Annotated in this window: 18 protein-coding genes; 9 read left to right on the forward strand and 9 right to left on the reverse strand. The window is 65.3% G+C overall.

The genetic code is table 11. The features are described from left to right. Nucleotides 1-24: 24 nt before the first annotated feature. The 3 genes from G3N97_RS08340 to G3N97_RS08350 all read left to right on the forward strand — a co-directional run bounded on the left by G3N97_RS08340 (nt 25) and on the right by G3N97_RS08350 (nt 6445). On the forward strand, nt 25-2163 hold the full coding sequence (locus G3N97_RS08340) for a phospholipase C, phosphocholine-specific (protein ID WP_205992796.1): 2139 nt from the start codon (nt 25-27) through the stop codon (nt 2161-2163). Between the two features lie 399 nt (nt 2164-2562). After that, nucleotides 2563-4755: a TonB-dependent receptor gene (locus G3N97_RS08345; protein WP_241030467.1), complete on the forward strand. Its 2193-nt coding sequence runs from the start codon at nt 2563-2565 to the stop codon at nt 4753-4755. 247 nt (nt 4756-5002) lie between these two features. Further along, on the forward strand, nt 5003-6445 hold the full coding sequence (locus tag G3N97_RS08350; protein ID WP_205992798.1) for an NAD-dependent succinate-semialdehyde dehydrogenase: 1443 nt from the start codon (nt 5003-5005) through the stop codon (nt 6443-6445). A gap of 58 nt (nt 6446-6503) precedes the next feature. Here G3N97_RS08350 and G3N97_RS08355 read toward each other — a convergent pair whose 3' ends face one another. Then, nucleotides 6504-6908, reverse strand: coding sequence for a GFA family protein (locus G3N97_RS08355; RefSeq protein ID WP_205992799.1), 405 nt, complete (start codon nt 6906-6908; stop codon nt 6504-6506). Between the two features lie 195 nt (nt 6909-7103). On the opposite strand from G3N97_RS08355, the gene G3N97_RS08360 reads away from it, so the two are divergent. Next, nucleotides 7104-8165 (forward strand): catalase family peroxidase, encoded by a 1062-nt coding sequence (locus G3N97_RS08360; protein ID WP_241030468.1) that lies wholly within the window; start codon nt 7104-7106, stop codon nt 8163-8165. Next, complete coding sequence (locus tag G3N97_RS08365) at nt 8162-8704, forward strand: cytochrome b (RefSeq protein WP_205992800.1); 543 nt, start codon at nt 8162-8164, stop codon at nt 8702-8704. The genes G3N97_RS08360 and G3N97_RS08365 overlap by 4 nt, the downstream gene beginning before the upstream one ends. 29 nt (nt 8705-8733) lie before the next feature. On the opposite strand, the gene kdgT is transcribed toward G3N97_RS08365, so the two are convergent. The 4 genes from kdgT to G3N97_RS08385 all read right to left on the reverse strand — a co-directional run bounded on the left by kdgT (nt 8734) and on the right by G3N97_RS08385 (nt 14192). Further along, nucleotides 8734-9750: a 2-keto-3-deoxygluconate transporter gene (gene kdgT / locus G3N97_RS08370; RefSeq protein ID WP_205992801.1), complete on the reverse strand. Its 1017-nt coding sequence runs from the start codon at nt 9748-9750 to the stop codon at nt 8734-8736. A gap of 280 nt (nt 9751-10030) precedes the next feature. After that, nucleotides 10031-11524 (reverse strand): efflux transporter outer membrane subunit, encoded by a 1494-nt coding sequence (locus G3N97_RS08375; protein WP_205992802.1) that lies wholly within the window; start codon nt 11522-11524, stop codon nt 10031-10033. Between the two features lie 18 nt (nt 11525-11542). After that, nucleotides 11543-13066: an MDR family MFS transporter gene (locus G3N97_RS08380; RefSeq protein ID WP_346778033.1), complete on the reverse strand. Its 1524-nt coding sequence runs from the start codon at nt 13064-13066 to the stop codon at nt 11543-11545. Between the two features lie 73 nt (nt 13067-13139). After that, a complete protein-coding gene (locus tag G3N97_RS08385) occupies nt 13140-14192 on the reverse strand; it encodes an HlyD family secretion protein (RefSeq protein ID WP_241030471.1) in 1053 nt (350 codons plus the stop codon). A gap of 237 nt (nt 14193-14429) precedes the next feature. Here G3N97_RS08385 and G3N97_RS08390 point away from each other — a divergent pair, with 237 nt between their 5' ends. Beyond that, the gene (locus G3N97_RS08390) at nt 14430-15140 is read left to right on the forward strand and encodes a CerR family C-terminal domain-containing protein (RefSeq protein WP_205992805.1); all 711 of its coding nucleotides are present in this window, start codon (nt 14430-14432) and stop codon (nt 15138-15140) included. A gap of 21 nt (nt 15141-15161) precedes the next feature. On the opposite strand, the gene G3N97_RS08395 is transcribed toward G3N97_RS08390, so the two are convergent. Then, nucleotides 15162-15311: a hypothetical protein gene (locus G3N97_RS08395; protein WP_205992806.1), complete on the reverse strand. Its 150-nt coding sequence runs from the start codon at nt 15309-15311 to the stop codon at nt 15162-15164. Between G3N97_RS08395 and G3N97_RS08400 the strand changes: the two genes are divergently transcribed. Beyond that, a complete protein-coding gene (locus G3N97_RS08400) occupies nt 15310-15945 on the forward strand; it encodes a LysE family translocator (RefSeq protein ID WP_205992807.1) in 636 nt (211 codons plus the stop codon). The two genes, G3N97_RS08395 and G3N97_RS08400, sit on opposite strands and share 2 nt — an antisense overlap. A gap of 37 nt (nt 15946-15982) precedes the next feature. Here G3N97_RS08400 and G3N97_RS08405 read toward each other — a convergent pair whose 3' ends face one another. Together G3N97_RS08405 and G3N97_RS08410 are read right to left on the reverse strand one after the other, a co-directional pair. Beyond that, complete coding sequence (locus G3N97_RS08405; protein WP_205992808.1) at nt 15983-16663, reverse strand: Fe2+-dependent dioxygenase; 681 nt, start codon at nt 16661-16663, stop codon at nt 15983-15985. An 81-nt stretch (nt 16664-16744) separates the two neighbouring features. Further along, nucleotides 16745-19180, reverse strand: coding sequence for a TonB-dependent siderophore receptor (locus tag G3N97_RS08410; RefSeq protein WP_205992809.1), 2436 nt, complete (start codon nt 19178-19180; stop codon nt 16745-16747). Nucleotides 19181-19401: 221 nt separating this feature from the next. Here G3N97_RS08410 and G3N97_RS08415 point away from each other — a divergent pair, with 221 nt between their 5' ends. Together G3N97_RS08415 and G3N97_RS08420 are read left to right on the forward strand one after the other, a co-directional pair. After that, complete coding sequence (locus tag G3N97_RS08415) at nt 19402-19968, forward strand: TetR/AcrR family transcriptional regulator (protein WP_205992810.1); 567 nt, start codon at nt 19402-19404, stop codon at nt 19966-19968. A 256-nt stretch (nt 19969-20224) separates the two neighbouring features. After that, nucleotides 20225-20650: an organic hydroperoxide resistance protein gene (locus G3N97_RS08420; RefSeq protein ID WP_065065363.1), complete on the forward strand. Its 426-nt coding sequence runs from the start codon at nt 20225-20227 to the stop codon at nt 20648-20650. A 207-nt stretch (nt 20651-20857) separates the two neighbouring features. On the opposite strand, the gene recD is transcribed toward G3N97_RS08420, so the two are convergent. After that, the coding region (recD, locus tag G3N97_RS08425) for an exodeoxyribonuclease V subunit alpha (RefSeq protein ID WP_205992811.1) at nt 20858-22604 on the reverse strand (1747 nt) is incomplete at its 5' end.

Consider the following 22604-nt stretch of genomic DNA (forward strand, 5'->3'; position numbering starts at 1 on the left):
CCGCAAGCAGAAAGGTGAACAACAATGACGTCAACCAGCCGTCGCCGTTTCCTGCAAACCGTCGCTTCATCGGGCGCAGCCGCCGCCGCGATGACCGTGCTTCCCGAATCGATCCGTAACGCGCTCGCGATCCCCGCGTTCTCGCGCACGGGTTCGATCCGCGACGTCGAGCACATCGTCGTGTTCATGCAGGAGAACCGCTCGTTCGACCACTACTTCGGCCATCTGCGCGGCGTGCGCGGCTATAACGACCGCCTGCCGATTCCGCTGCCGGGCGGCCAGCCGGTCTGGTATCAGCCGTCGAAGGAAGACGCCACGAAGCCGGTGCTGCCGTTCCACCTCAACACGCAGACCACCAGCGCGCAATGCGTGGGCGACCTCGATCACTCGTGGTATCCGACGCAATACGCGATCAACAACGGTCGGCACAATCAGTGGCCGCAGTACAAGACCGACATGACGATGGGCTATTACATGCGCGCGGACATTCCGTTCCACTACGCGCTGGCCGATGCGTTCACTGTCTGCGATAACTACTTCTGCTCGCTGCCCGGCCCGACGCACCCGAACCGTTCCTATCTAATGACCGGCATGGTCGATCCGACCGGCACGATGGGCGGCCCGCTGCTCGACAACAACGATTACGTGGACGGCGACGTGCCGCCCGCGTATCAACTGCTGTCGTGGACGACCTATCCCGAGCGCCTGCAGGCCGCCGGCGTTTCGTGGCAGATCTATCAGCAAGGCACGAACGGCAGCGATCCGCTGAACGGCAATTACGGCACCAACATCCTGCAGAACTTCACGAACTTCATCAACGCGCAACCGGGCTCGGCGCTCTATCAGCGCGCGCAGACCGCGCGCACGATCGCCGATCTCAAGCAGGACGTGCTCGCGAACCAGTTGCCGCAAGTGTCGTGGCTGCTGCCGCCCGCCGCGTTCTCGGAGCATCCGAAATACACGCCCGCCTACGGCGCGGAATACACCTCGCAGATTCTCGACGCGCTGACCTCGAATCCCGAAGTGTGGAGCAAGACCGTCCTCTTCATCATGTACGACGAGAACGACGGCTTCTTCGATCACGTCGTGCCGCCGCAGCCGCCCACGACCTCGTCGCAGGGCAAGTCGACGGTCAGCGTCGAAGGCGAAATCCATAACGTCGTCAATCCGGCGCGCGGCGGCTCGTACACCGCCGACGGCCTGCCCTACGGGCTCGGACCGCGCGTGCCGATGACCATCGTCTCGCCGTGGAGCAAGGGCGGCTTCGTCTGCTCGCAGGTGTTCGATCACACCTCGGTGATCCGCTTCATCGAAGAACGCTTCGGCGTGCAGGAGCCGAACATCACGGCATGGCGTCGCGCGGTTTGCGGCGACCTCACCACGGCGTTCGATTTCCGCACGCCCGATGCGTCGATGCCCGCGCTGCCCGACACCAGCAACTACATGTCGATGGCCGACAACCAGTGCTCGGCCAACGCCGCGCCCACGGTGCCCGCCACGCCTGGCCCGATCGATGCGCAGGAACCCGGCGTGCGTTACGCGCGTGCGCTGCCCTACGAGCTGCACGTGAACGCACACGTCGATCCGACGAAGAACGCGCTCTCGATCACGTTCGCGAACAAGGGCCGCCAGGGCGCGCACTTCTACGTGTACGGCACGAACCGCACGGACGGTCCGTGGCGCTACACGGTGGAAGCGGGCAAGTCGATCGACGACACCTGGGATCTGAGCGCGACCAACGGCGTCTACGCGTTCGAAGTGCACGGTCCGAACGGCTTCGTGCGCCGTTTCTCGGGCACGGTCGCGGCCACGCAAACGTCACAGCAAGGCAAGCACGGCGGCACGCCGCAACCCGAAGTCACGGCGCAATACGACGTGGCCAACGGCAACCTGTTCCTCAAGTTCACGAACACGGGCGGCGGCCTCGCGCGCCTCACGGTCACCGACAACGCCTACGGCGCGCGCGAGCGCCTGATCGTGGTGCCCGCGGGCGCGCGCATCGAGGAACCGTGGGTGCTGGCGTCGAGCCATCACTGGTATGACCTCACGGTCACGAATCGCGACGACACCAGCTTCGCGCGCCGCTACGCCGGTCACGTCGAAACCGGCAAGCCGAGCATCAGCGATCCGGCCGCCGTCGCACCGATCACGCAGATCAGCTAAACCCCCGCCTCGCAGCGGGCGCTCACCCGCCCGCTTCTCAACTCCGCTCCGCTCTCCTTGCACGGCGCCGTCGGGCGCCGTGTGCTTTGGCGCATCCGCCGCCATCGATCCCCGCATTGCGCGCCGCGTGCAGCCGTCATGTGCACAAAAGCGCAGCCCAGGCAAGTCGCTCCCGCCCGATTCAACACCTTTCAGACACCTTTATGCATTTTGTTGTAGATGCGAATCATTTCTATTACGATCTGGCCGACTCTTTCACTGCACTTTCATCGCCCTTGCATGCGATGACACGCGTACATCGTCCAGCCGGGGGCGCCCGGTCATCCGACTCATCAGAATAATATGAAGAATACTGCTGCCGCGCGCCGATCCGGCCCTGCCTTCGCCTCCCGACCCGTCATGGGCGCACGCACCTCGCTGAGCGCCGCGCTGCTCGTCAGCGCGGGCGTGACGCTCTCCACGCTGTCGACGGCCGGCTGGGCCCAGGCGATCGCGCAAACGGAGACCAACCCGGCAACCCAAAGCGATAACACCGGCGACGCGGCACCCAGTGCCGCCGCCGACGGCAAGGCGCTGCCCACCGTCAAGGTGAACGCCGCGCGCGACAGCGAAACGGCCTCGCCCAAGCGCGTGACGGCCGGCGCGCTCGGCAATCGCCGCCAGGTGGACACGCCGTTCTCGACCGATGTGGTGACGACGGAACGCGGCAAGGATCTGCTCGCCAACACGGCCAACGATCTCTTCAAATACGATCCGGCGGTGACCGTCGTCGGCGACAACACGACCGGCGAGAATTCCGCCTTCGCGATTCGCGGCCTCGCGGTCGACATGCTCAACGGCGTGAAAGTCGACGGCCAGAATTTCCCTTCCTGGGACACCGAACTATCGCTCGAACAGTTCGAGCAGGTGGAAGTGCTCAAGGGGCTTTCGGGCTTCATGTACGGCTTCAGCACGCCCGGCGGCATCGTCAATTACGTGCTCAAGCGCCCCACCGACGATCCGTACCGCAGCTTCTCGATCGGCTATCAATCGGCGGGCGTGTTCAGCGAGAAGATCGATCTGGGCGGGCGTTTCGGCAACGACAAGCGCTTCGGTTATCGCCTGAATCTCGTCAACGAAGACGGCAACACCGCCGAAGCGAACGGCCACGTGCGCCGCCAGGTGGCGTCGCTCGCGCTCGACTTCCGCATCACGCCCGATCTCACGTGGACGGCCGACGCGTTCTACCAGAAGCGCAAGACCAACGGCACGCTGTTCGGCATCTACGTGGGCAGCGGCCTCGGCATTCCCGATGCGGGCAAGGTCACGCGCGATCTCACGCAGCCGCAGAACTTCTACGAAACCGAGATCGCTTCGTTCGGCACGGGCCTCGACTACCGGATTTCCGACACGTGGCGCGCGAGCCTGAAATACCGCTTCGCGAAGGAAAACCGCACCAACTCGGACAGCCTGCTCTACGTCTACAACGCGGCGGGCGATTATCAGAACACGCTGTATGCAGCGTTGACGCGTTATTTCTATCAGAACGTCGACGCGATGGTGCAAGGCAAGTTCAACACGGGACCGTTCAAGCACGACGTGGTGATCGGCGCGAGCTACCAGACCCAGCAAAGCGAATACGACGACAGCGAAGGCTGGAACGATGGCTATAGCCTCGGCACCGGCAATCTGTACCAGAGCACGCTGCTCACGAACGACGCGGTGCACATCGGCGAAAATCTGTTCCGCCACGAACGCACCACGCAGACCGCGCTCTACGCGAGCGACACGGTGCAGATCACGCCGCGTCTTTCGGCGCTGCTCGGCCTGCGTTATACGCAGTTCCGCGACCGCGTCTATAACGTCGATCAGTCGGTGCAGGCCGATTACAGCGCGAATCCGGTCACGCCCACCGGCGCGCTGATGTTCAAGCTCGATCCCGACACCACGGTCTATGCGAGCTACGTGGAAGCGCTGCAGCAAGGCGGCGCGTCGAGCAACACGAACGTGAACTATCCGCAGACCTTTGGGCCGCTCAAGAGCAAGCAATACGAAGTGGGCCTCAAGGCCGATCATCGCAACTGGGGCGCGAATCTCGCGCTGTTCCGCATCGATCAGGGTTACGAGTACACCAACTCGGCGAACGTCTTCACGCAGAGCGGCACGAAGCGTTATCAGGGCATCGACGCGAGCGGCTGGCTGCAGCTCGCCGCCGACTGGCGTCTGATGGGCGGCGTGATGTGGCTGAACGCGAAGGCCGTCGACGTCGACGATGCAAGCGTGGACGGCAAGCGCATCTATGGCGCGCCGCGCTTCACGGTCACCGGCCGCGTGGAATACAACCCGTCGTATCTGCGCGCGCTGACCGTCGCGTTCGGCGGCAAGTATGTCGGCAACATGGCGGTCGATGCGGCCAACACGCAGTTCGTGCCGGCGTACACCACGTGGGACCTGAGCGCGAAATACGAAACCCAGGTCGCGGGCAAGGACGTGACGCTGCGCGCGGGCGTGAACAATCTGTTCAACCGCCGCTACTGGACCGCCGCGTGGGGCTATTACGTGATGCCGTCGGCCACGCGCACCTTCGTTGCGAACGCCACGCTCGAATTCTGATGCGGGACGTATAAACGCGCGCTGGCGCAATGCGCTTCAGCCCCTGAAACACGGGGCTATCCACAAGGCCCTTCGCATTTGCCGAAGGGCTTTGTGCTTTTGTGCCACATGACGGCAGTCCGGAGGCCGCCTGCAAGCCTTGCGAAGCGGTGGCACAATGAGCGGTCTCGCGGCCCACGCGACGCGCGTTGCCGAGCGCGTCGCGGGCTCCTCTCACCGTTGCATCGTTGCAAAGGATCGCCCCATCATGAGTTCCAGCGTGAAGCCCTATCCGGATACCCAGATCTACGTCGACGGCGCGTGGCGCGCCGGCGCGAAGACGATCGCCGTGATCGACCCGGCCACCGAAGCGGAAATCGGCCGCCTGAGCCTCGCGAGCGAGCAGGACCTGTCGGACGCAGCCGACGCCTCGGCGCGCGCGTTCAACGCATGGCGCAAGGTCTCGCCGCTCGAGCGCAGCAAGCTTATGCGCCGCGCCGCCGACCTGCTGCGCGAACGCGCAGGCGACATCGCCGCGATCATGACGCGCGAACAAGGCAAGCCGCTCGGCGAAGCCAAGGCTGAAACGCTCGCGGGCGCCGACGTGATCGACTGGTTCGCCGAAGAAGGCCGCCGCACTTATGGCCGCGTGGTGCCCTCGCGCACCGACGCCGTCCGCCAGATCGTCACGCGCGAACCGGTTGGCCCGGTCGCCTGCTTCACGCCCTGGAATTTCCCGCTCAATCAAGCCGTGCGCAAGGTCTCGGCCGCGCTCGCTTCGGGTTGTACCGTCGTGCTCAAGGGACCGGAAGAAACGCCGGCCAGCTGCGCGGCGCTCGTGCAGGTGTTCATCGACGCGGGCCTGCCGCAAGGCGCGCTGAATCTGGTGTTCGGCGTGCCCTCGGAAGTGTCGTCGTATCTGATCGCGCATCCGGCGATCCGCAAGATCTCGTTCACGGGCTCGACGCCGGTGGGCAAGCTGCTGGCCTCGAAGGCCGGCGAGCACATGAAGCGCGCGACGATGGAACTCGGCGGCCACGCCCCCGCCATCGTGTTCGCCGACGCCGACGTGCCGCGCGCCGCGAAGCTGCTCGCGAGCGCGAAGATCCGCAACGCGGGTCAGGTCTGCATTTCGCCCACGCGCTTCATGGTCGAAGACGCCGCGTACGACGAGTTCGTCGAGCACTTCGTGGCCACCATCAAGACCGTGAAGGTCGGCAACGGCCTGCAGGAAGGCGTGCAAATGGGCCCGCTCGCCAACGACCGCCGCCTCGCCGCCATGGAACGACTCGTGGCCGACGCGCGCGAACACGGCGCGAAGGTGCTCACGGGCGGCGAACGCGTGGGCCGCGAAGGCTACTTCTTCGCGCCGACCGTGCTGACCGACGTGCCGCTCTCCGCGCGCATCATGAACGAAGAGCCGTTCGGCCCGCTCGCGCCGATCACGCGCTTCTCGCGTTACGAAGACGCGATCGCCGAAGCGAATCGTCTGCCGTACGGTCTCGCCGCGTATGCGTACACGCGTTCGGCCGCGACCTCGGCGGCGCTCTCGGAAGACGTGGAAACCGGCATGCTGTCGATCAATCACCACGGCCTCGCGCTGCCCGAAGTGCCGTTCGGCGGCGTGAAGGATTCGGGCTATGGTTCGGAAGGCGGTACGGAAGCGATGGAAGCGTATCTGGTCACGAAGTTCGTCACCGAACATCGTTGATCGAGTGAAACGCCGCGGCGCTGTCAATGCGCCGCGGCGTTTTTTATCGGCGAATTATTCAGGATTCCGTAGAACTTCGCGGATGGCGCGGAAGGCCGTCCGCCAGCTTCACCCAGGCAAGCTGCTGCGACACCCACGAATGCCGGTCGGGGGGCGCGGCATCGGGCTGATCGAGCGTGCCGGTCGCTACGTCGATCTCGTCTGCGAAGGCGGCGCTGTGGTAGGTGATCGGCGTGCCGCAGTCGGCGCAAAAGCCGCGCTCGACCTTGGGGCTCGACGCGTAGCGCTTCAGATTGCCCGCCGTCACGCGAAACGCCGTGCGCGCCACACTCAGCCACGCCACGAAGGGCGCGCCCGAAGCACGGCGGCAATCCACGCAATGACACGCCGTGTTGCCGATCGCCCCGCCCGCGATCTCGTAGCGGATCTTCCCGCATAGACAGCCGCCTGTCAGCTTCAGCATCGCTCGCTCCTGTTGGGTTTCGTGCGCCCGACGCCTGCGCCGCCCGATCGCCGCGAAAAAAAACCGCGAAAAAAACTTCTGCATCGTATGGAATAGACCGCGTGTTCGCCGTGTTGACGCCAGTAACAGCCCTTATTGGCCATCGACAGGACCGATCATGCCTCATCGTACCTCCACGCGGCGCAGGAGCGCGCCATGAGCCAGAACGCCATCTGCATGCCGTGCCGGCTCGCGGCCATCGCGGCGGTCGTCGTCGGCGCCGCCGGCGCGTTCGCCTGGACCGCCGGCTGGCTCACGCCCAAACGCGTGAACGCGCCGCACATCATCAACACTTTCGAGTCGAACTATGGCGTGCATGCGGGCTTCCGGCGCAATCACGCCAAGGGCCTCTGCCTCGAAGGCGAATTCGAAAGCAACGGCAACGGCGCACGCGTTTCGCGCGCGGCCGTGTTCGCGCCCGGCGAGACGCCGGTGATCGGCCGCTTCGCCATTCCTGGCAGCAATCCGTCCGCGCCCGACGCAAGCACGCCGGTACGCAGCATGGCGCTGCTGTTCCAGTTGAAGGACGGCGAGCAATGGCGCACGGGCATGAATTCGACGCCTGTTTTTGTGGTTCGGACACCGAATCAGTTCTATCAGCAACTGGTGGCCTCGAAACCCGACCCGGCCACCGGCAAGCCCGATCCCGCGAAACTCAACGCGTTCTTTAACGCGAATCCGGAGACGCTGCCGTTCCGGCAATGGTTGAAGTCGCATCCACCTTCGTCGAGTTTCGCCAACACCGGTTTCTACGGTATCAACGCGTTCCTCGCCACGGATGCCGAAGACAACACGCGCCCGATTCGCTGGCAGACCGTGCCCGAGATCGCCTACACGCCGCAAAGCGCCGCGCAGAAGAACGATCCGGATTTTCTCGCCGACGATCTCGAAGCACGCCTCGCGCAAGGTCCGCTGCTTTGGCGTCTCGTGCTGACGGTCGGCCAGCCCGGCGATCCGACCAACGACGCCACGCAGCAATGGCCCGCCGACCGCGAGCAGATCGACGCGGGCACGCTGGTGTTGCGCCGCGCGACGCCGCAGCGCGAAGGCGCTTGCCGCGACGTGAACTACGACCCGACGATTCTGCCCGACGGCCTGAAACCGTCCGACGATCCGCTGCTCGCGGCACGCTCGGCCGCCTATGCCGTTTCGTTCAACCGCCGCACGCGCGAAGAAGCCGCGCAATCGCACGAACCGCACGGAGACACTCAGCCATGAAAACCGGCACCCATTTCAGCGGCCTCGCGCGGCTGATTCACTGGTCGATGGCCGTGTTGATCATCGCGATGCTGTTCGTGGGCGTCGGCATGGTCGCGACCGTTTCGCGCCTGCACGAGACGCTGATCGCGCTGCACCGGCCGCTCGGGATTGCGCTGCTGCTGCTCGTGATCGTACGCGTGGCCGTGCGCCTCACGCGCGGCGCGCCCGCCCTGCCCGCCGATATTCCCGCGTGGCAGCGCAGCGCGGCGCATGCTTCGCATCTCGTGCTGTATGCGTTGATGATCGCGATGCCGCTGATCGGCTGGTCGATGTTGTCGGCGGGCGGCTATCCGGTCGTGCTCGCAAGCGGCGTGCAATTGCCGCCGATCGTGCCGCACAACGTCACGCTCTATGCCTGGTTGCGCGCGGCGCATACGTGGCTCGCGTTCGCGCTGTTCGCGACGGTGTTGATGCATCTCGCGGCCGCGCTGTTCCATGCGCTGATCCGCCGTGACGGCGTGCTCGCGAGCATGACACGCGGCGCTGCACGAGGCTGACGCGGCGCACGCGGAAATCAAAGCGCGATTCAAACGGGCGCGTCCTGGCTCGCAACGGGCTGCACGGGCGGCCCCATGAACTCCTCGCGCAAGGCCTCGCGCGCGCTTTTCCTGCGCACCCACAGCGCCGTGAGGATCGGCACGAGAATCGCCGTGACGAGGCACGACGTGGCGACCATCGCGGTGGCGGCCGGCACGAGCGGCTTGAAGCGAGGAATCATCTCGCCGATGATCGCGGGATTCGCCACCGCCGCGCCCGCCGTCGACGACGCCGCGAGTCCTGCCGCGCCATTGCCGCCCGCGAGCAGACGATCCGCGAGAATCAGCGGAATGCCGGTCACGACAATCACGCCGAGACCCAGCATCACGCCCGCGAATCCGCTGGTGGCGATCACGTTGAGGTCGATGCCGTTGCCGAGCGCGAAGCCGAAAAACGGGATCAGCGGATGCACGCAACGTCCGAACAGATCGCGCAGATCGTGATCGAGATTGCCGAGCACGAAGCCGACGAGAAACGGCAGCACCGCGCCCGCGAACAGACGCGGCTCGAAGAAGGCCACGCCCGTCGCGCCCAGAATGAGCATGCTGACGAGCGGCCCCGATTCGATCGACATCAGCACGAATGCGCCCGCCTCTTCCTTGGTGCCGTATTGCTGCATGACGGCGGCGTAGAGGCCGCCGTTGGTCATGTCCATCGAGGTGGTGATGGCGAGCACCGAAAGCCCCGCGAACAGGCCGGCCTTGACGCCGTCGGCGGGCAGATAGCGCGCCGCGACCAGCGTGGCGATCCACGCAACCGCGGTTTTCGTCGCGAGCAAGGTGCCGGATTTGCGCAGCACCGCGCCGGTCGCGCGCAGATCGATGGTCGCGCCCATACAGAAGAACCAGACCGCGAGGATCGGCACGGTCCCGGCGATCAGCCCATTGGTGAACGAACCGAAGTACTTGCCCGCGCCGGGCGCGAACGTGTGCACGCAGGCGCCGAGCAGCAAGGGCACCAGCATCAAGCCGCCAGGCACGCGGTCGATGGCCTTCTTCAGCTTCATGCCTCCTCCTGGATGTCTCATCCACGCCGGATCGGCACGCACGCGCATGGCGTCCGGGTTCTAGTCGCGACTCCCTGACGAAAAAATATAGCAGCCTGAAAGGCGCGCGAATTCGATTTTTAATCGTTGCCCGCTCATCGTTTACCCCGCAAATTCAGGGCGATTTCCCACTATCTGGGGTTTGATGTGGCGTGAATCGTTTCGCGGCGCGCACGCGCCGCCGGTGAATCCGGTTGCGCGGCGGCACAGGGAGAAGGACGGCGCGAGCGCGCCGCCCGGTTCAACTTTTGAGCGGGCTTTGCGGACCGCTGCGCCAGCCCAGACCCAGGCTCTTCTGCAAGGAGACGAAGTCCTTGAGCAACTGCGCCTGGGCGGACACCACGTCCTGCTGCGCCGCAAATTCGGCGCGCTGCGTATCGAGCAGATCGACGAGGCTCGACGCGCCCGCACGATAACGCTGACGCATCAGCGTGGCCGAGCGTTCCGCCGATGCCTGCACCTTCTGCAGCGTCACCACGTGCTCGCGCTGATAGCCGTAGCGCGAGAGCGCGCCATTGGCGTCCTGCAACGCGGCGAGCACCGTTTTTTCGTAACGCGCTTCAGCTTCGTCGCGCGAGGCTTCTGCGCCACGCACGGCACCGGCCGTGCGGCCGAAATCAAACAGATTCCATTGCAGATACGGCGCGCCCACCCAGCTGAAATTGCGCTTGCGCATCAGATGGCCCGGGTCGGCGGCCGTGAAGCCGAGGTCGCCGAACAGCGTGAGCTTCGGGAAGTAATCGGCCACGTGCTGGCCAATCTGCGCATTGCTCGACGCAAGCCTGCGCTCCGCCGCGCGAATGTCGGGGCGCTGCGCGAGCACGGTTGCGGGGTCGCTGACCGTGACGGTGGCGGGCAGCGTCGGCAACGGGCTCGGCGCGGCCAGTTCCGCATCGAGCGCGCCGGGCGCCTTGCCCGTGAGCACCGCGAGCTGATCGAGCGACATCTCCACTTGCGCGGCGAGCGGCGCAAGCGTCGAGCGCGTGTTTTCGACCTGTGTAGTCAGACGCTCGACGTCCACCTCGGCGGCCGTGCCGCCCGCGCGGCGCTGCTCGGTCAGCGTAAGCGACTGCTGCTGAATCTCCGCCGTGCGCTGCGCGAGCGCGAAACGCTGCTGCTCGTCGCGCAGATCGATATAGGCCTGCGCCACTTCGGCCGCTAGCGACACCTGCGTGTCGGCGAGATCGGCGGACACGGCGTCGGCTTCGTCGGTGGCCGCTTCGACCGCGCGGCGCGTGCCGCCGAACAGGTCAATTTCCCACGACGCGTCGAAGCCCGCCGTGTAGAACTGCAGCGGCCCGCGGCCCGAACCCGAACTGCCCGACGACTGCGAGAGCGTGCTGAGATCGGGCTCGCGCATGCGCGGCGCGGCGACCGCGGCCGACACCTTCGGCAATTCGGCCGCGCGCTGTTGCTGCAGTTGCGCACGCGATTCGCGCAGCCGCGCCTGCGCGACGCGCACATCGGGATTGTGTTCGAGCGCGGCCGCGATCAGCGCGTTCAGTTGCGGATCGTCGAGTGCGGTCCACCAGTCGCTTGGCGCGCGCGCCGTCATCACGCCCTTCGCGGGCGTACGCACGAAGTTCGCGGCGCTCGCGGCTTCGGGCGCGACCGCGGGCGCGCCGTGATAGTCGGGGCCCACGGTGCAGGCCGACAGCACGCACGCCACCGCGAGCAGCGTGAGGCGCGTGAGAGGCAGTGCCCGAGGAAAGCGGTAAGAACGAATTGCCGTCATGAGTTGAATATTGAAGCGTCAGTGGCCGGCGGACGGCGGCTTCGCGCCGGGCTGCGGTTTCTTGAGCATGAGCGCGAGCGGCACGCACGCCGCGAGCGCAATACCGAGCACCCAGAATGTTTCGGAGTACGTAATCACCATCGATTGCTGCTGGATCTGCGAAGCGATCTGGGCAAGCGAGATCATCTTCGAATAGGCCATGTCGCCGTTCTGCGCAAACCAGCTGGCCGCGCCGTTCGCGAGATGCTCCTGACCAATCAGCGAATTGGCGCTGATCGACTCGCGCAGCATGGCCGTGTGGAAAGTCTCGCGGCGATCGATCAGCGTGCCGATGATCGCGAGCCCCACCGAGCCGCCGAGATTACGCGCCATGTTGTAGAGACCCGCCGCATCGCCGGAATCCTCGCGCGCGACCGCCGCCATCGAGGCCTGATTCAGCGGCATCATCGCGAGCATCTGCGCCACGCCGCGAATCAGCTGCGACCACACGAAATCGTGGCCGACGCTCTGCGCGGTCAGCGAAATATCGAGCATGCAACTCAGCGTGAACAGCAGCAGGCCGCTCACCACCAGCACACGGAAATCGACCTTCGAAAGCAGACGCGGCAGGATCGGCATCACGAGGAAGGCCGGCAGCCCGGACAGCAGCATGATCGCGCCCGATTGCTCCGCGTTGTAACCGGCGACGAGGCTCAGAAACTGCGGCAGCAGATACGAAATGCCATAGAGGCCCGCGCCCACCGCCGACACGATGACGATCACGCTCGCGTAGCGCGGATTGCGCATGAGCGAGAGCCGCAAGATGGGCTTCTTCGCGACGAACTGCGAGATCGCGATCAGCACCATGCCCGCGAGCGACACGCAGGTCAGCGTGACGATCATGCTCGATTCGAACCAGCGCTCGCGCTGACCTTCTTCGAGCACGACCGTGAGCGTGCTCAGGCCGACCGCGAGGCCGACGATGCCCAGCCAGTCGGCCTTGAAAAAGGCCTCCCAGTGCGGGCGATCGGCGGGCAGGCCCACGATCAGCAGCGTAATCAGCGCGATACACACGGGCAGGTTGATGAAGAAGCACCAGCTCCAGCTGATGTTCTCCGCGAGCCAGCCGCCCACCACGGGCCCGAGCAACGGCCCGAGCAGCACGATGAGCCCGAACACCGTCATGCCCACGGGTAGCTGCGAAAGCGGCAGCCGCGTGCGGATGATGGTCTGCGCCGTGGGGATCATCGCGCCGCCGGTGAAGCCCTGGCCGATGCGGCCTGCGATCATCACCGCGAGCGTGCTCGACCAGCCGCACATCATCGAGAAGCCGATGAAGAGCGCGGCATTCGCCAGCAGAAAATTTCGGAGTCCGAACACGCGCGTGAGCCACGCGGCAAGCGGAATCATCACGATCTCGGACATCAGATAGCCCGTGGAAATCCACGTGCCTTCGGTACCGGTCGCGCCGATTTCGCCCTGAATCTGCGGCAGCGCCGAGTTCGTGATGGAGATGTCGAGCGTGGCCATCAACGCGCCCAGCGCGCCGGCGGCCACCGCGATCCAGTCGGCGACGCCCGCGCGCTGCTCGCCGTGCGGCTGCGGCGCAGCGGATGCTTGCGCGGCGTTGGGTACGTCAGCCACGATGGTTCTCTGCGTCGATGCGGCGATCGTCGTCGCGCGCCGAACGCGTATCGACGTCGACGTTCACGGACATGCCCGGCAGCAGCACCGAGCGCGTTTCCGGCCCGACGTCGAGACGGATGCGCACCGGCACGCGCTGCACGATCTTCGTGAAGTTGCCGGTGGCGTTTTCCGGCGGCAGCAGCGCGAACTGCGCGCCCGTGCCCGGCGCAAAGCTGTCGACCACGCCGTGCAGTGTGTGACCCGACAAGGCGTCGACGCGCATTTCCACGGGTTGTCCCACGCGCATGCGGCCGATCTGCGTTTCCTTGAAATTCGCCGTGAGATAAGTCTGCTGGACCGGCACCACAGTCAGCATGCGCGTGCCCGGCTGCACGTACTGGCCCACGCGAACGGTGCGATCGCCGACGCGACCGGACAGCGCAGCCTTCACGACCGTGTTGTCGAGATCGAGCTGCGATTGCGCCGCGCTCGCGCGCGCCGCTTCGAGCTGGGCGCGCGCCAGCGCGAGTTGCGCCGTGAGCGCGGCGATCTGCGAACGCGCCGACTCGACCGACGCCGAATCCGCCGCAAGCGTCGCCTGCGCCTGATCGCGCGTGCTCTTGAGTTCGGTGAGACGCTCGACCGTTTCCGCGCCCGTGGCCGCCAGCGGCGCGTAACGCGCGACTTCGTCCTGCGCGTGACGCAAGCTCACGCGCGCCACTTCCTGCTGCGCCTGGGTCTGCGCAATGTTCGCGCGCTGCTGCACGAGTTGCGCCTCGGCGTGCTGAATGTCGGCCTGGCGCGCGTCGACGGTGGCGTTGGCCTGATCGAGCGCGACCTGATACTGGCGCGCGTCGAGTTTCACCAGCGGATCGCCGGCCTTCACGGTCTGGTTGTCGGCGACGTAGACGTCGGTGATATAGCCGCTGACTTTCGGCGCGACGGTCACGCTGTCGGCTTGAAGATAGGCGTCGTCGGTGCTCTCGATGAAGCGGCCGACCAGCCACCAGTGACCGAGCCACGTCGCGCCCGCGAGCAGCGCCACGATGCCGAGGCCGATCATGACGACGCGCTTGTTACCCGTCTTTTTGCCGGTCTCGTCGCCGCTCTTGTTATCGGCGGTTTGAATATCGCGTTTATCGGGCGAATTGGTGTCGCTCGACGCATCTCGTCCGGGCGCACCCGCAGTCGTTGACATGTTTTTATCGGTCTCAATTTATTCCAGTTGGCAAAATTATTCCACCCGGCAAAATTGTGTCAAGTGATATATTTCGAAAAACCAGATCGCTACCCCATTCACATGAACGACACGAAACCGCTACGGCGCCCCAAAGCGGGCGGCTACGCCCGTGGCGACGAAACGCGCCGCAAGATTATCGAAGCGGCCATCAGCCTGTTTGGCAAGCACGGTTTCGAAGGCGCCTCCACCCGCGATATCGCCGCGCGCGCGGGCGTCAACGCGCCGGCCCTGCAGTACTACTTCGAGAGCAAGGAAGGGCTGTACTGCGCATGCGCCGAATCCCTCGCCGATGAGTCGTGGCAATCCTTCGAGCCCGCCGTGCTGCGCGCACGCGCCGTGCTCGAACGCAACGGCGACACCGCCGACCTGATCGACGCGTTCCTCGACATTCAGCGCGCCGTCGCCGATCGCACCTTCGTCAAGCGCAGCGACCCCGACCAGCGGCTTTTTTTCGCGCGCGAACAAGGCGGCGGCGAGCCGGAATCGGGCTCCGAAGTCCTGCGCCAGCGCGTGCGCGCGCCGCTCAACGAGGTGAACATCACGCTGCTCGCGCGCATCAGCGGCATGAGCCCGGACGATCCGCTCACCGTCATGCGGATGCTCAGCCTTTACGGCCAGTTTCTGCTGTTCTACATCGCGCGCCGCGTGACGCTGTCGACGCTGAAATGGGACGATATCGACGCTGAAAAGGCCGAGTTTCTGAAAGCGAATATCGCCGATCAAACCCGCGTGCTGCTCGAGCACTGGAGCCGTCAGGGCGGCACGAACTAAGACATGGCGCTTCGCGTTTCCTCACGGAAACGCGAACGACACTTCGACGCGCATCGGAAACCCGCGCGCGGGCGAGTTTTCCTGATTTCCGATTCGAAACACGCTGCCATGCAGCGTTTCGCGTGCTACCGTTAAAGACTCTTTCATCCCAGCCTCGCGCGCGATCGCCATGTCCCCAACTACCGCTGTCGTCAGCATTCTCGCCGCCCTTCTGCTGGGCGCCATGAGCCCCGGCCCCAGTTTCGTGATGGTCGCGCGCAACGCCATCGGCCTGTCGCGCCGCGACGGCATGGCCACCGCGCTCGGCATGGGCATCGGCGCCATCTGCTTCGCGGGCATTGCGCTCGCCGGCCTCTATACGCTGCTTGCCACCGTCGCATGGCTCTACGCGGGCCTGAAAATCGCCGGCGGTCTCTATCTGCTCTACATCGCCGTACGCATCTGGCGCGGCGCGGGCCAGCCGATCACGATGAATCGCGACATCGCGGGTGGCACGCGTCCCGGCAAATCGTTCTGGATGGGGCTCACGACGCAACTGAGCAACCCGAAAACCGCCGTGGCCTACGGCAGCATCTTCGTGGCGCTGCTGCCGCAGCATCCGCCGCTCTGGTGCTATTTCGCCCTGCCGCCGCTCGTCTTCGCGATCGAAACCGGCTGGTACACCGTGGTCGCGATCTGCTTTTCGAGCCAGCGTCCGCGCGATCTGTATCTGCGCGCGAAAGGCGGCATCGACCGGCTCGCAGCCGGTGCGATCGCCGCGCTCGGCCTGCGCCTGATCCTCAGCGCGGGACGTCGCGGAATCTGAAACATCGAATGCGCGACGCGCGCCCTGTGCTCAGTAATCAGCAATCGGCCCACATGCGCAGCAGGTTGTGATAACAGCCGGTGAGTTGCACGAGCGATTCGTCGCTGGCGTTCTGCATCGTGAGCCGCTGGATCGCGACGTCCATATCGAGCAGCAGCGCGCGTTGCGCGTCCTCGCGCACGAGGCTTTCGATCCAGAAGAACGACGCGATGCGTTCGCCGCGCGTCACCGGCTCGACCTTGTGCACGCTCGAACCCGGATACAGGATCATGTGCCCCGCGGGCAGCTTCACGCGCTGCTCGCCATAGGTGTCGCGAATCACGAGTTCTCCGCCGTCGTAGCTCGCCGGATCGGCGAGAAACAGCGTTGCGGACAGATCGGTCCGCACCCGCTCGCGTGACGCGCGAATACCGCGCACCGCGTTATCGATATGGAATCCGAATGATTCGCCAATTCCATAACTATTGAACAGCGGCGGATAAATACGCTTCGGCAGCGCCGCCGACATGAACACCGCATCCTTCGCGAGGCGATCGATAATCTCGTCGCCGATCTCGCGCGCGAGCGGATCGTCGCCGCCAAGCTGGCGATTATGTTTGACGCGCTGCGATTGCGCGCCCGCTGTCGCCTTGCCGTCGACCCATTGCGCCGCGCGCAGCCGCTCGACCAGCACCTTCGATTCCTGCGGGCTGAATACGCCCGGAATTTCCACGATCATCGTTTCACTCTGTGCATCGTCATGAATGGGCGAGCGGCGGCGGCGCTTGCGATGCGCCGCCCTGCCGCTCGCGAAAACCGCCTAGAAGCGCACGTCCGCCGACAGCAGCACCGTGCGTCCGGCACCCGGCACGCCATACAGCTGGAAGCCGTCGAGCGACGCCCCGACCGCCGAGTAGTAGAACGTGTTGAACAGGTTCTGCACGTTGAGGCTCAGCGCGAGATTCTTGTTGACCTCATAGCGCGCCGCGAGCGAATGCAGCCAGAATGCAGGCGCTTTTTCTGCGTCGTACACATAGGCGGGATGTTTGCCGCTCGCGCCGCTCACCGTGCTGCTGTTGTTGTTCTGGCCGCCGACGTATTCGTTGTCGGTATAACGGCGCGTGCCGACGTACTGCACGCCATAGCTCACCGAGAACTTCGGCGTGACCGCATACGAGGTCCAGAGATTGAACGTCGCGTTCGGCACGTTGGCCGGGCGCTGGCCTTCGTTGATGCCCTTCGTGATGCGCCCGCGCATCGCCGCGAAGATTCCCGCGAACGCCGACCACTTTTCGGTGATGTTGCCCGACACGCCCAGCTCGATACCGTCGACGCGTTTGGGCGGCAACTCGCGCACGACGCTCGACGTCGTGTCGCCGTAGTCCCACGAATCGCTGAGTTCGGTGCGGAACAGCGCACTCGTGATCGACAGACGCCGGTCGAGCAGATCCCACTTGGTGCCCAGCTCCCAGGTCTGCGCCACGGCCGGTTTGAGGTTCGCCGTGGCCGCCGAGGTCGCGCCGTAAATCGTGTTGTTGGTCGTCGCGCCCACCGCCGAAGGCTGCGCCGCACGCCCGTAGGTCGCGTAGATGCTGCCGAACGGCAGCGGCTTGTACGTGATGCCGATGCGGCCGCTGAACGCGCCGTCACTCGTCGTCAGCACCGAGTGCGCGTTGGCCGCGCCGCTCACCTGCTTGACCCAGAAGCGGTCGTAGCGCGCCGCGCCCTCGACGATCCACTTCGGCGTGATCGTGACCGTATCGCGGATATACACGCCCGCATCGTTGACCGCCGCGTAATCGCCGGTCGTGCCTTCCATCGTGTTCACGCCGCCCATGCTCGTGCCATAGGCGTTCGTGAGGTCCATCACCGGATTCGTCGATGGCGCGACCACGCTGCGCGGCAGATCGCCATAACGTTCGTGATAGAACTCCGCGCCGACGACGACATCGTGATGCAGCCCCGCCGTATCGAACGACGTGTTCACGTTGGTCTCGTTGGCGAGAATGTCGTAGCGCTTCGACGTGCCGTAGTTATTGCCGCGCAGCACCGCGAGCGGCGAGAGATTCGGGTCCGCCGCCGCGCCGCTGTACGAGAGCACGCCCGAGGCGCTCGTCACGAGCGAGCCCGAGCCCACGTAGCCGTACGACGTGCCGCTCGTCGAATTGAAACGCGCGGGCGCGAGCACGGTGGTGCGATCGGTCTGCTCCCAGCGCGTCACGTTCGAGATGCGCAGGTTGTCGTTGAAGTCGTGCTCGATCTTCACGCTCGCGCGGTTGGTGGTCGAGTGATCCTTGTAGAGATTCGGGTCGCCATACCAGCCATTGCGCGGCACGCCGGGCATGCGCTGGCCGCCCGTGCCGCGCTCGATCGGCACGCCGGTGTCCGGCACGTTGTTGTCCTGCTGATGGAAATAGTCGAGCGTCACGCGCGTGGGCGTGCCGAGCCCCATCGCGAGCGAACCGGCCACGCCCCAGCGGTCGTCGTGCACGTTGGCGCGACCGTCCACGTCCTGCGTGTGGCGCATGAGATTCAGACGCAGCGCCGAATGCTCGCCGATCTGCTTGTTGAGGTCGGCGGTCACGCGGCGATAGCGCGCCGAGCCGAGCGTGGTCGCGAGGTGATACGCGTCGTCGAGATGCGCTTCTTTCGTGACGAGATTGACGCTGCCGCCCGGCGCGGCCACGCCCGACTCGATCGTGCCGGTGCCCTTGAACACTTCGACGCGATCCACGTCGAAGGTGTCCGAGCGGCTCGCGAGGCCCGCGTCGCGCAGGCCGTCGATCGTGATGCTCTGCTCGCCCGAAAAGCCGCGAATCGTGAACATGTCGCCCCAGCCGAGATTGCCCTCGCCCGAGGTGAACGTGATGCCCGGCACGTTCTTGAGAATGTCCTGAAGACTTTGCGCCTGCTGCTCGTCCAGCACGCGTTTGGGCACGATCGAGATGCTCTGCGCGATGTCGAGCAGCGGCGCCGTGAACTGATCCGACTCCACGTATTTCGTCTGATACGGCGAGTTCTTGCCGCTCACGTTCACGGCGGGCAGCGTCGCGCCGGCAGTTTGCGTGGCGCCGGTTGCGTCCGTTGCTTGCGCGGATTGTGCTGCTTGTGCTGCTTGTGTCGTTTGCGCCGTTTGTGTGGATTGCGCCGACGTTTGCGCGTGCGCCGCCGTCAGCGCGACGCAACCGAACGTCGCGCCGAACAGATTGATCAGCAAGCCCGACGGACGGCCTCGCGTTCCCCGATTCAACTGCATGTTGTATTCACCCCAGTTTCCTGTTTTGCTGGATTGCCTGCCGGCATCGCATCGCGAATAAGAATGATTGCGATTTGCAATGGTAAGAATTCAGGCATCAAGAAAACGTTAAGATCGGGTTTCCGATCGGAAACCGTGCAGAAACAAGGGCTTTCCGGTACGAAAAAATATTTCGCTTCGGAAACTTGACAATCTATCTTCCAGTAGATAAATTAACACCCATGGACACGCAATCAACCGTACGCGAGCAGCTTCTGGATCACGCCATCACGTTGATGATGCTGCGGGGTTACAACGGCTTCAGCTATCGCGACCTGTCGGAACTGGTCGGCGTGAAAACATCGAGCATCCACTACTACTTCCCGTCGAAGGACGACCTGGTGCTCGAAGCGGTCAAGCAGTACAGCGAAGAAGTCGTGCGTGCATTGCAGTCGATCGACCCGGCGTTGCCGGCGAACGAAAAGCTCAGCCTGTACACGCGTTTCTTCGGCAAAACCTTGGGCGACGGCAATCAGATCTGTCTGTGCGGCATGCTCGCCGCCGACATCGAGACGCTGCCGGAAACCGTGCGTGAAGCGGTGCAGGCGTTCTTCCGCACCAACGAAGCCTGGCTGGCCAAGGTGCTGGCGCAAGGCGTCGAGGAAGGCACGCTGGTCGCGAGAGGCAAGCCCGAAAGCGCGGCGCGCACGCTGTTCGCGGCGCTGCAAGGCAGCGTGATCGCGAGCCGGCTGTTTCACACCAAGTCGCGTCTGGAAGACGTGGAAGCCATGTGGCGAGTCGCGGCCTGAGAGGCATAGCAACGCGGCCACAGGCAAGGATTGCAGTACCGGGGCGGTTCACCGCCCCATTGCTGGACCCTGCTATCTATCTAGTGATAGATAGCATTACGAGAATCACGATGACGATCACGCGTACGCCACGAATGACCGTTATCGTCGTAGTACAACGGTGGCACAACCGGTCGCGAAGATCGCCTTCGATCTGGACGACTAACGAATCAACCTTGTTGCTTGACCTATCGTTACTCACACTGGAGAGTCAGTCATGTCGATCGAAAAAGTCCTCTACACCGCCGAAGCCACTGCAACCGGAGGCCGTGACGGCCGCGCCGTCGTGCCCGAGAGCAACCTCGACCTCAAGCTCACGACGCCGCGCGAACTGGGCGGTGCAGGCGGCGCCGGCACGAACCCCGAGCAACTGTTCGCAGCCGGTTACAGCGCGTGTTTCATCGGCGCAATGAAGTTCGTCGCGGCGCGCGACAAGATCGCCATTCCGGCGGACGTCTCGGTCACGGGCCGCGTCGGCATCGGCCAGATCCCGAACGGCTTCGGCATCGAAGTGGAACTGCGCGTCTCGCTGCCTGGCCTCGACCGCGAAGCCGCTCAGGCGCTGGTCGACAAGGCTCACATCGTGTGCCCGTACTCGAACGCCACGCGCGGCAACATCGACGTCACGCTGACGATCGTTTAAGGCCGCACGACGACCGGAAACGGGATCGGGAAAACAAAGGGCAACCCAAAGTTTTCCCGATTTCCGATCGGAAAATAACGGGCCGTGCCGGATCATCTGCATGATCCGGCACGGCCCGTTTGTTTCGTCATGGGTTCAGAAGTTTTCTCGATTTCCGATGGGAAACGCGCGCGGCGATCGCATGCAACAACATCGCAATGCCGCGTTTCAGCGCGCTTCGTCGAATAGCGCCGCCATCAAGCCGCTCGCGCGCTGCACGCGGGCGCAAACCGCGCGCTCCAGCACGGAGCGCCCTTCCGGCACGGCCAGCGTGAACCATGTACGCGCGCGCGTGATGCCCGTGTAGACGAGTTCGCGCGTGAGAATCGGGCTGTACGTATCAGGCAGCACGAGCGCCGCGTGCGTGAATTCCGAGCCCTGAGATTTGTGCACGGTGAGCGCGAACACGGTCTCGACGCCCTGCAGGCGGCTCGGCGACACCCACTTCACGCCGCCCGCGCCATCGCCCGACGGAAACGCCACGCGCAGCACCGGCGGCGCACCCGCTTCCACCGGCAAATCGAACGCGATGCCGATATCGCCGTTCATCAGCCCAAGCTCGTAGTCGTTATGCGTGACGAGCACGGGCCGCCCCGCATACCAGTCGCCGAGCGGATCGATCAGACCGTCTTCCTGGAGCAGCCGCGCGACGCGCCGGTTGAGCCCTTCCACGCCCCACGTGCCGCGTCGTAACGCGCAGAGCAACTGGAACTGCGTGTGCGCCTGCAAGACCGCCGACGCCCACTTCGCCAGCGCTTCCGGCGTCGCGCCTGGGTCCGGCCGCAACTCGCGCATCGTTTGCAGATAATGCCGATAGCCTCGGCGCTGCGCGGCGGGCGCGCTGCCGCCTCCCGCTTCTTCGTTCACCACGCCGTCGGTGATCAACGCGCGCAACGGCGCGTCGTCGCCCGCCGGACAGATGAGGCGCGCGAGATCCGCATAGCCGCGCGTCCAGATCTTCGCCACGCCCGTGGCATCGCCCGCGTTGACGAGTTCGGCCAGCGCGCCGATCCCGCTTTCCGATGCGAAGCGATGGCTCTCGCGCAGCATCGCCACGGCCTGATCGAGCGGCGTGCCGTGCGCGTCGAGCATGGCGGCGTCGATGCGCTCGCCCGTGGCCGCTTCGAGCCATGCGCGCGTCGCCTCGGTGTAGTGGCCGTCGCGCGCGCGCTCGCAGAGTTCGCCGAGCACCGCGCCCGCTTCGACCGAGGCCAGCTGGTCCTTGTCGCCGAGCAGGATCAGACGCGCGTTCGACGGCAATGCGTCGAGCACCGCGGCCATCATCTCCAGATCGACCATCGACGCTTCGTCGATCACGAGCACGTCGACGGGCAGCGGATTGCCCGCATCGTGACGAAAACGCCGGCTGCCGGGCCGCGTGCCGAGCACGCGATGCAGCGTGGTCACGACGGTCGGAATCGCGTTGCGCAGCGCAGCCGGATCGACGCGTTGCGCGAGCGCGTCGAACGGCAATCGCTCGACGGCGCCCGCGATCGATTCGTTCAGGCGCGCGGCGGCCTTGCCCGTCGGCGCGGCGAGGCGAATGCGCAGCGGACGTCCGCCCGCGCCGTCCGGATCGAGCGCCAGCGTCTGCAGCAGCGCCAGCAATTTGACGACCGTGGTCGTCTTGCCCGTGCCGGGTCCGCCCGTAATGATGCTGAACGCGCTGCGTGCCGCGAGCGCGCACGCGAGCTTCTGCCAGTCCGCGCCTTTTGCCGATGCCGAACGCGGCGTGAATAAAGCGTCGAGCGCCGCGCGCGCCGCCGCGGCGGGCAGCGCCGCTTCGAGACGCGGTCCACGCGCAAGCCGCGCTTCGATGCCCGCGCGCACGTCCTGCTCGTACTGCCAGTAACGGCGCAGATAGAAGCGATTGCCGGCCAGCACGAGTGGCGTGCTGTCTTGCGCGCTGATTTTC

Source organism: Paraburkholderia sp. Ac-20347, from assembly GCF_017104805.1.
Classification (GTDB): domain Bacteria; phylum Pseudomonadota; class Gammaproteobacteria; order Burkholderiales; family Burkholderiaceae; genus Paraburkholderia; species Paraburkholderia tropica.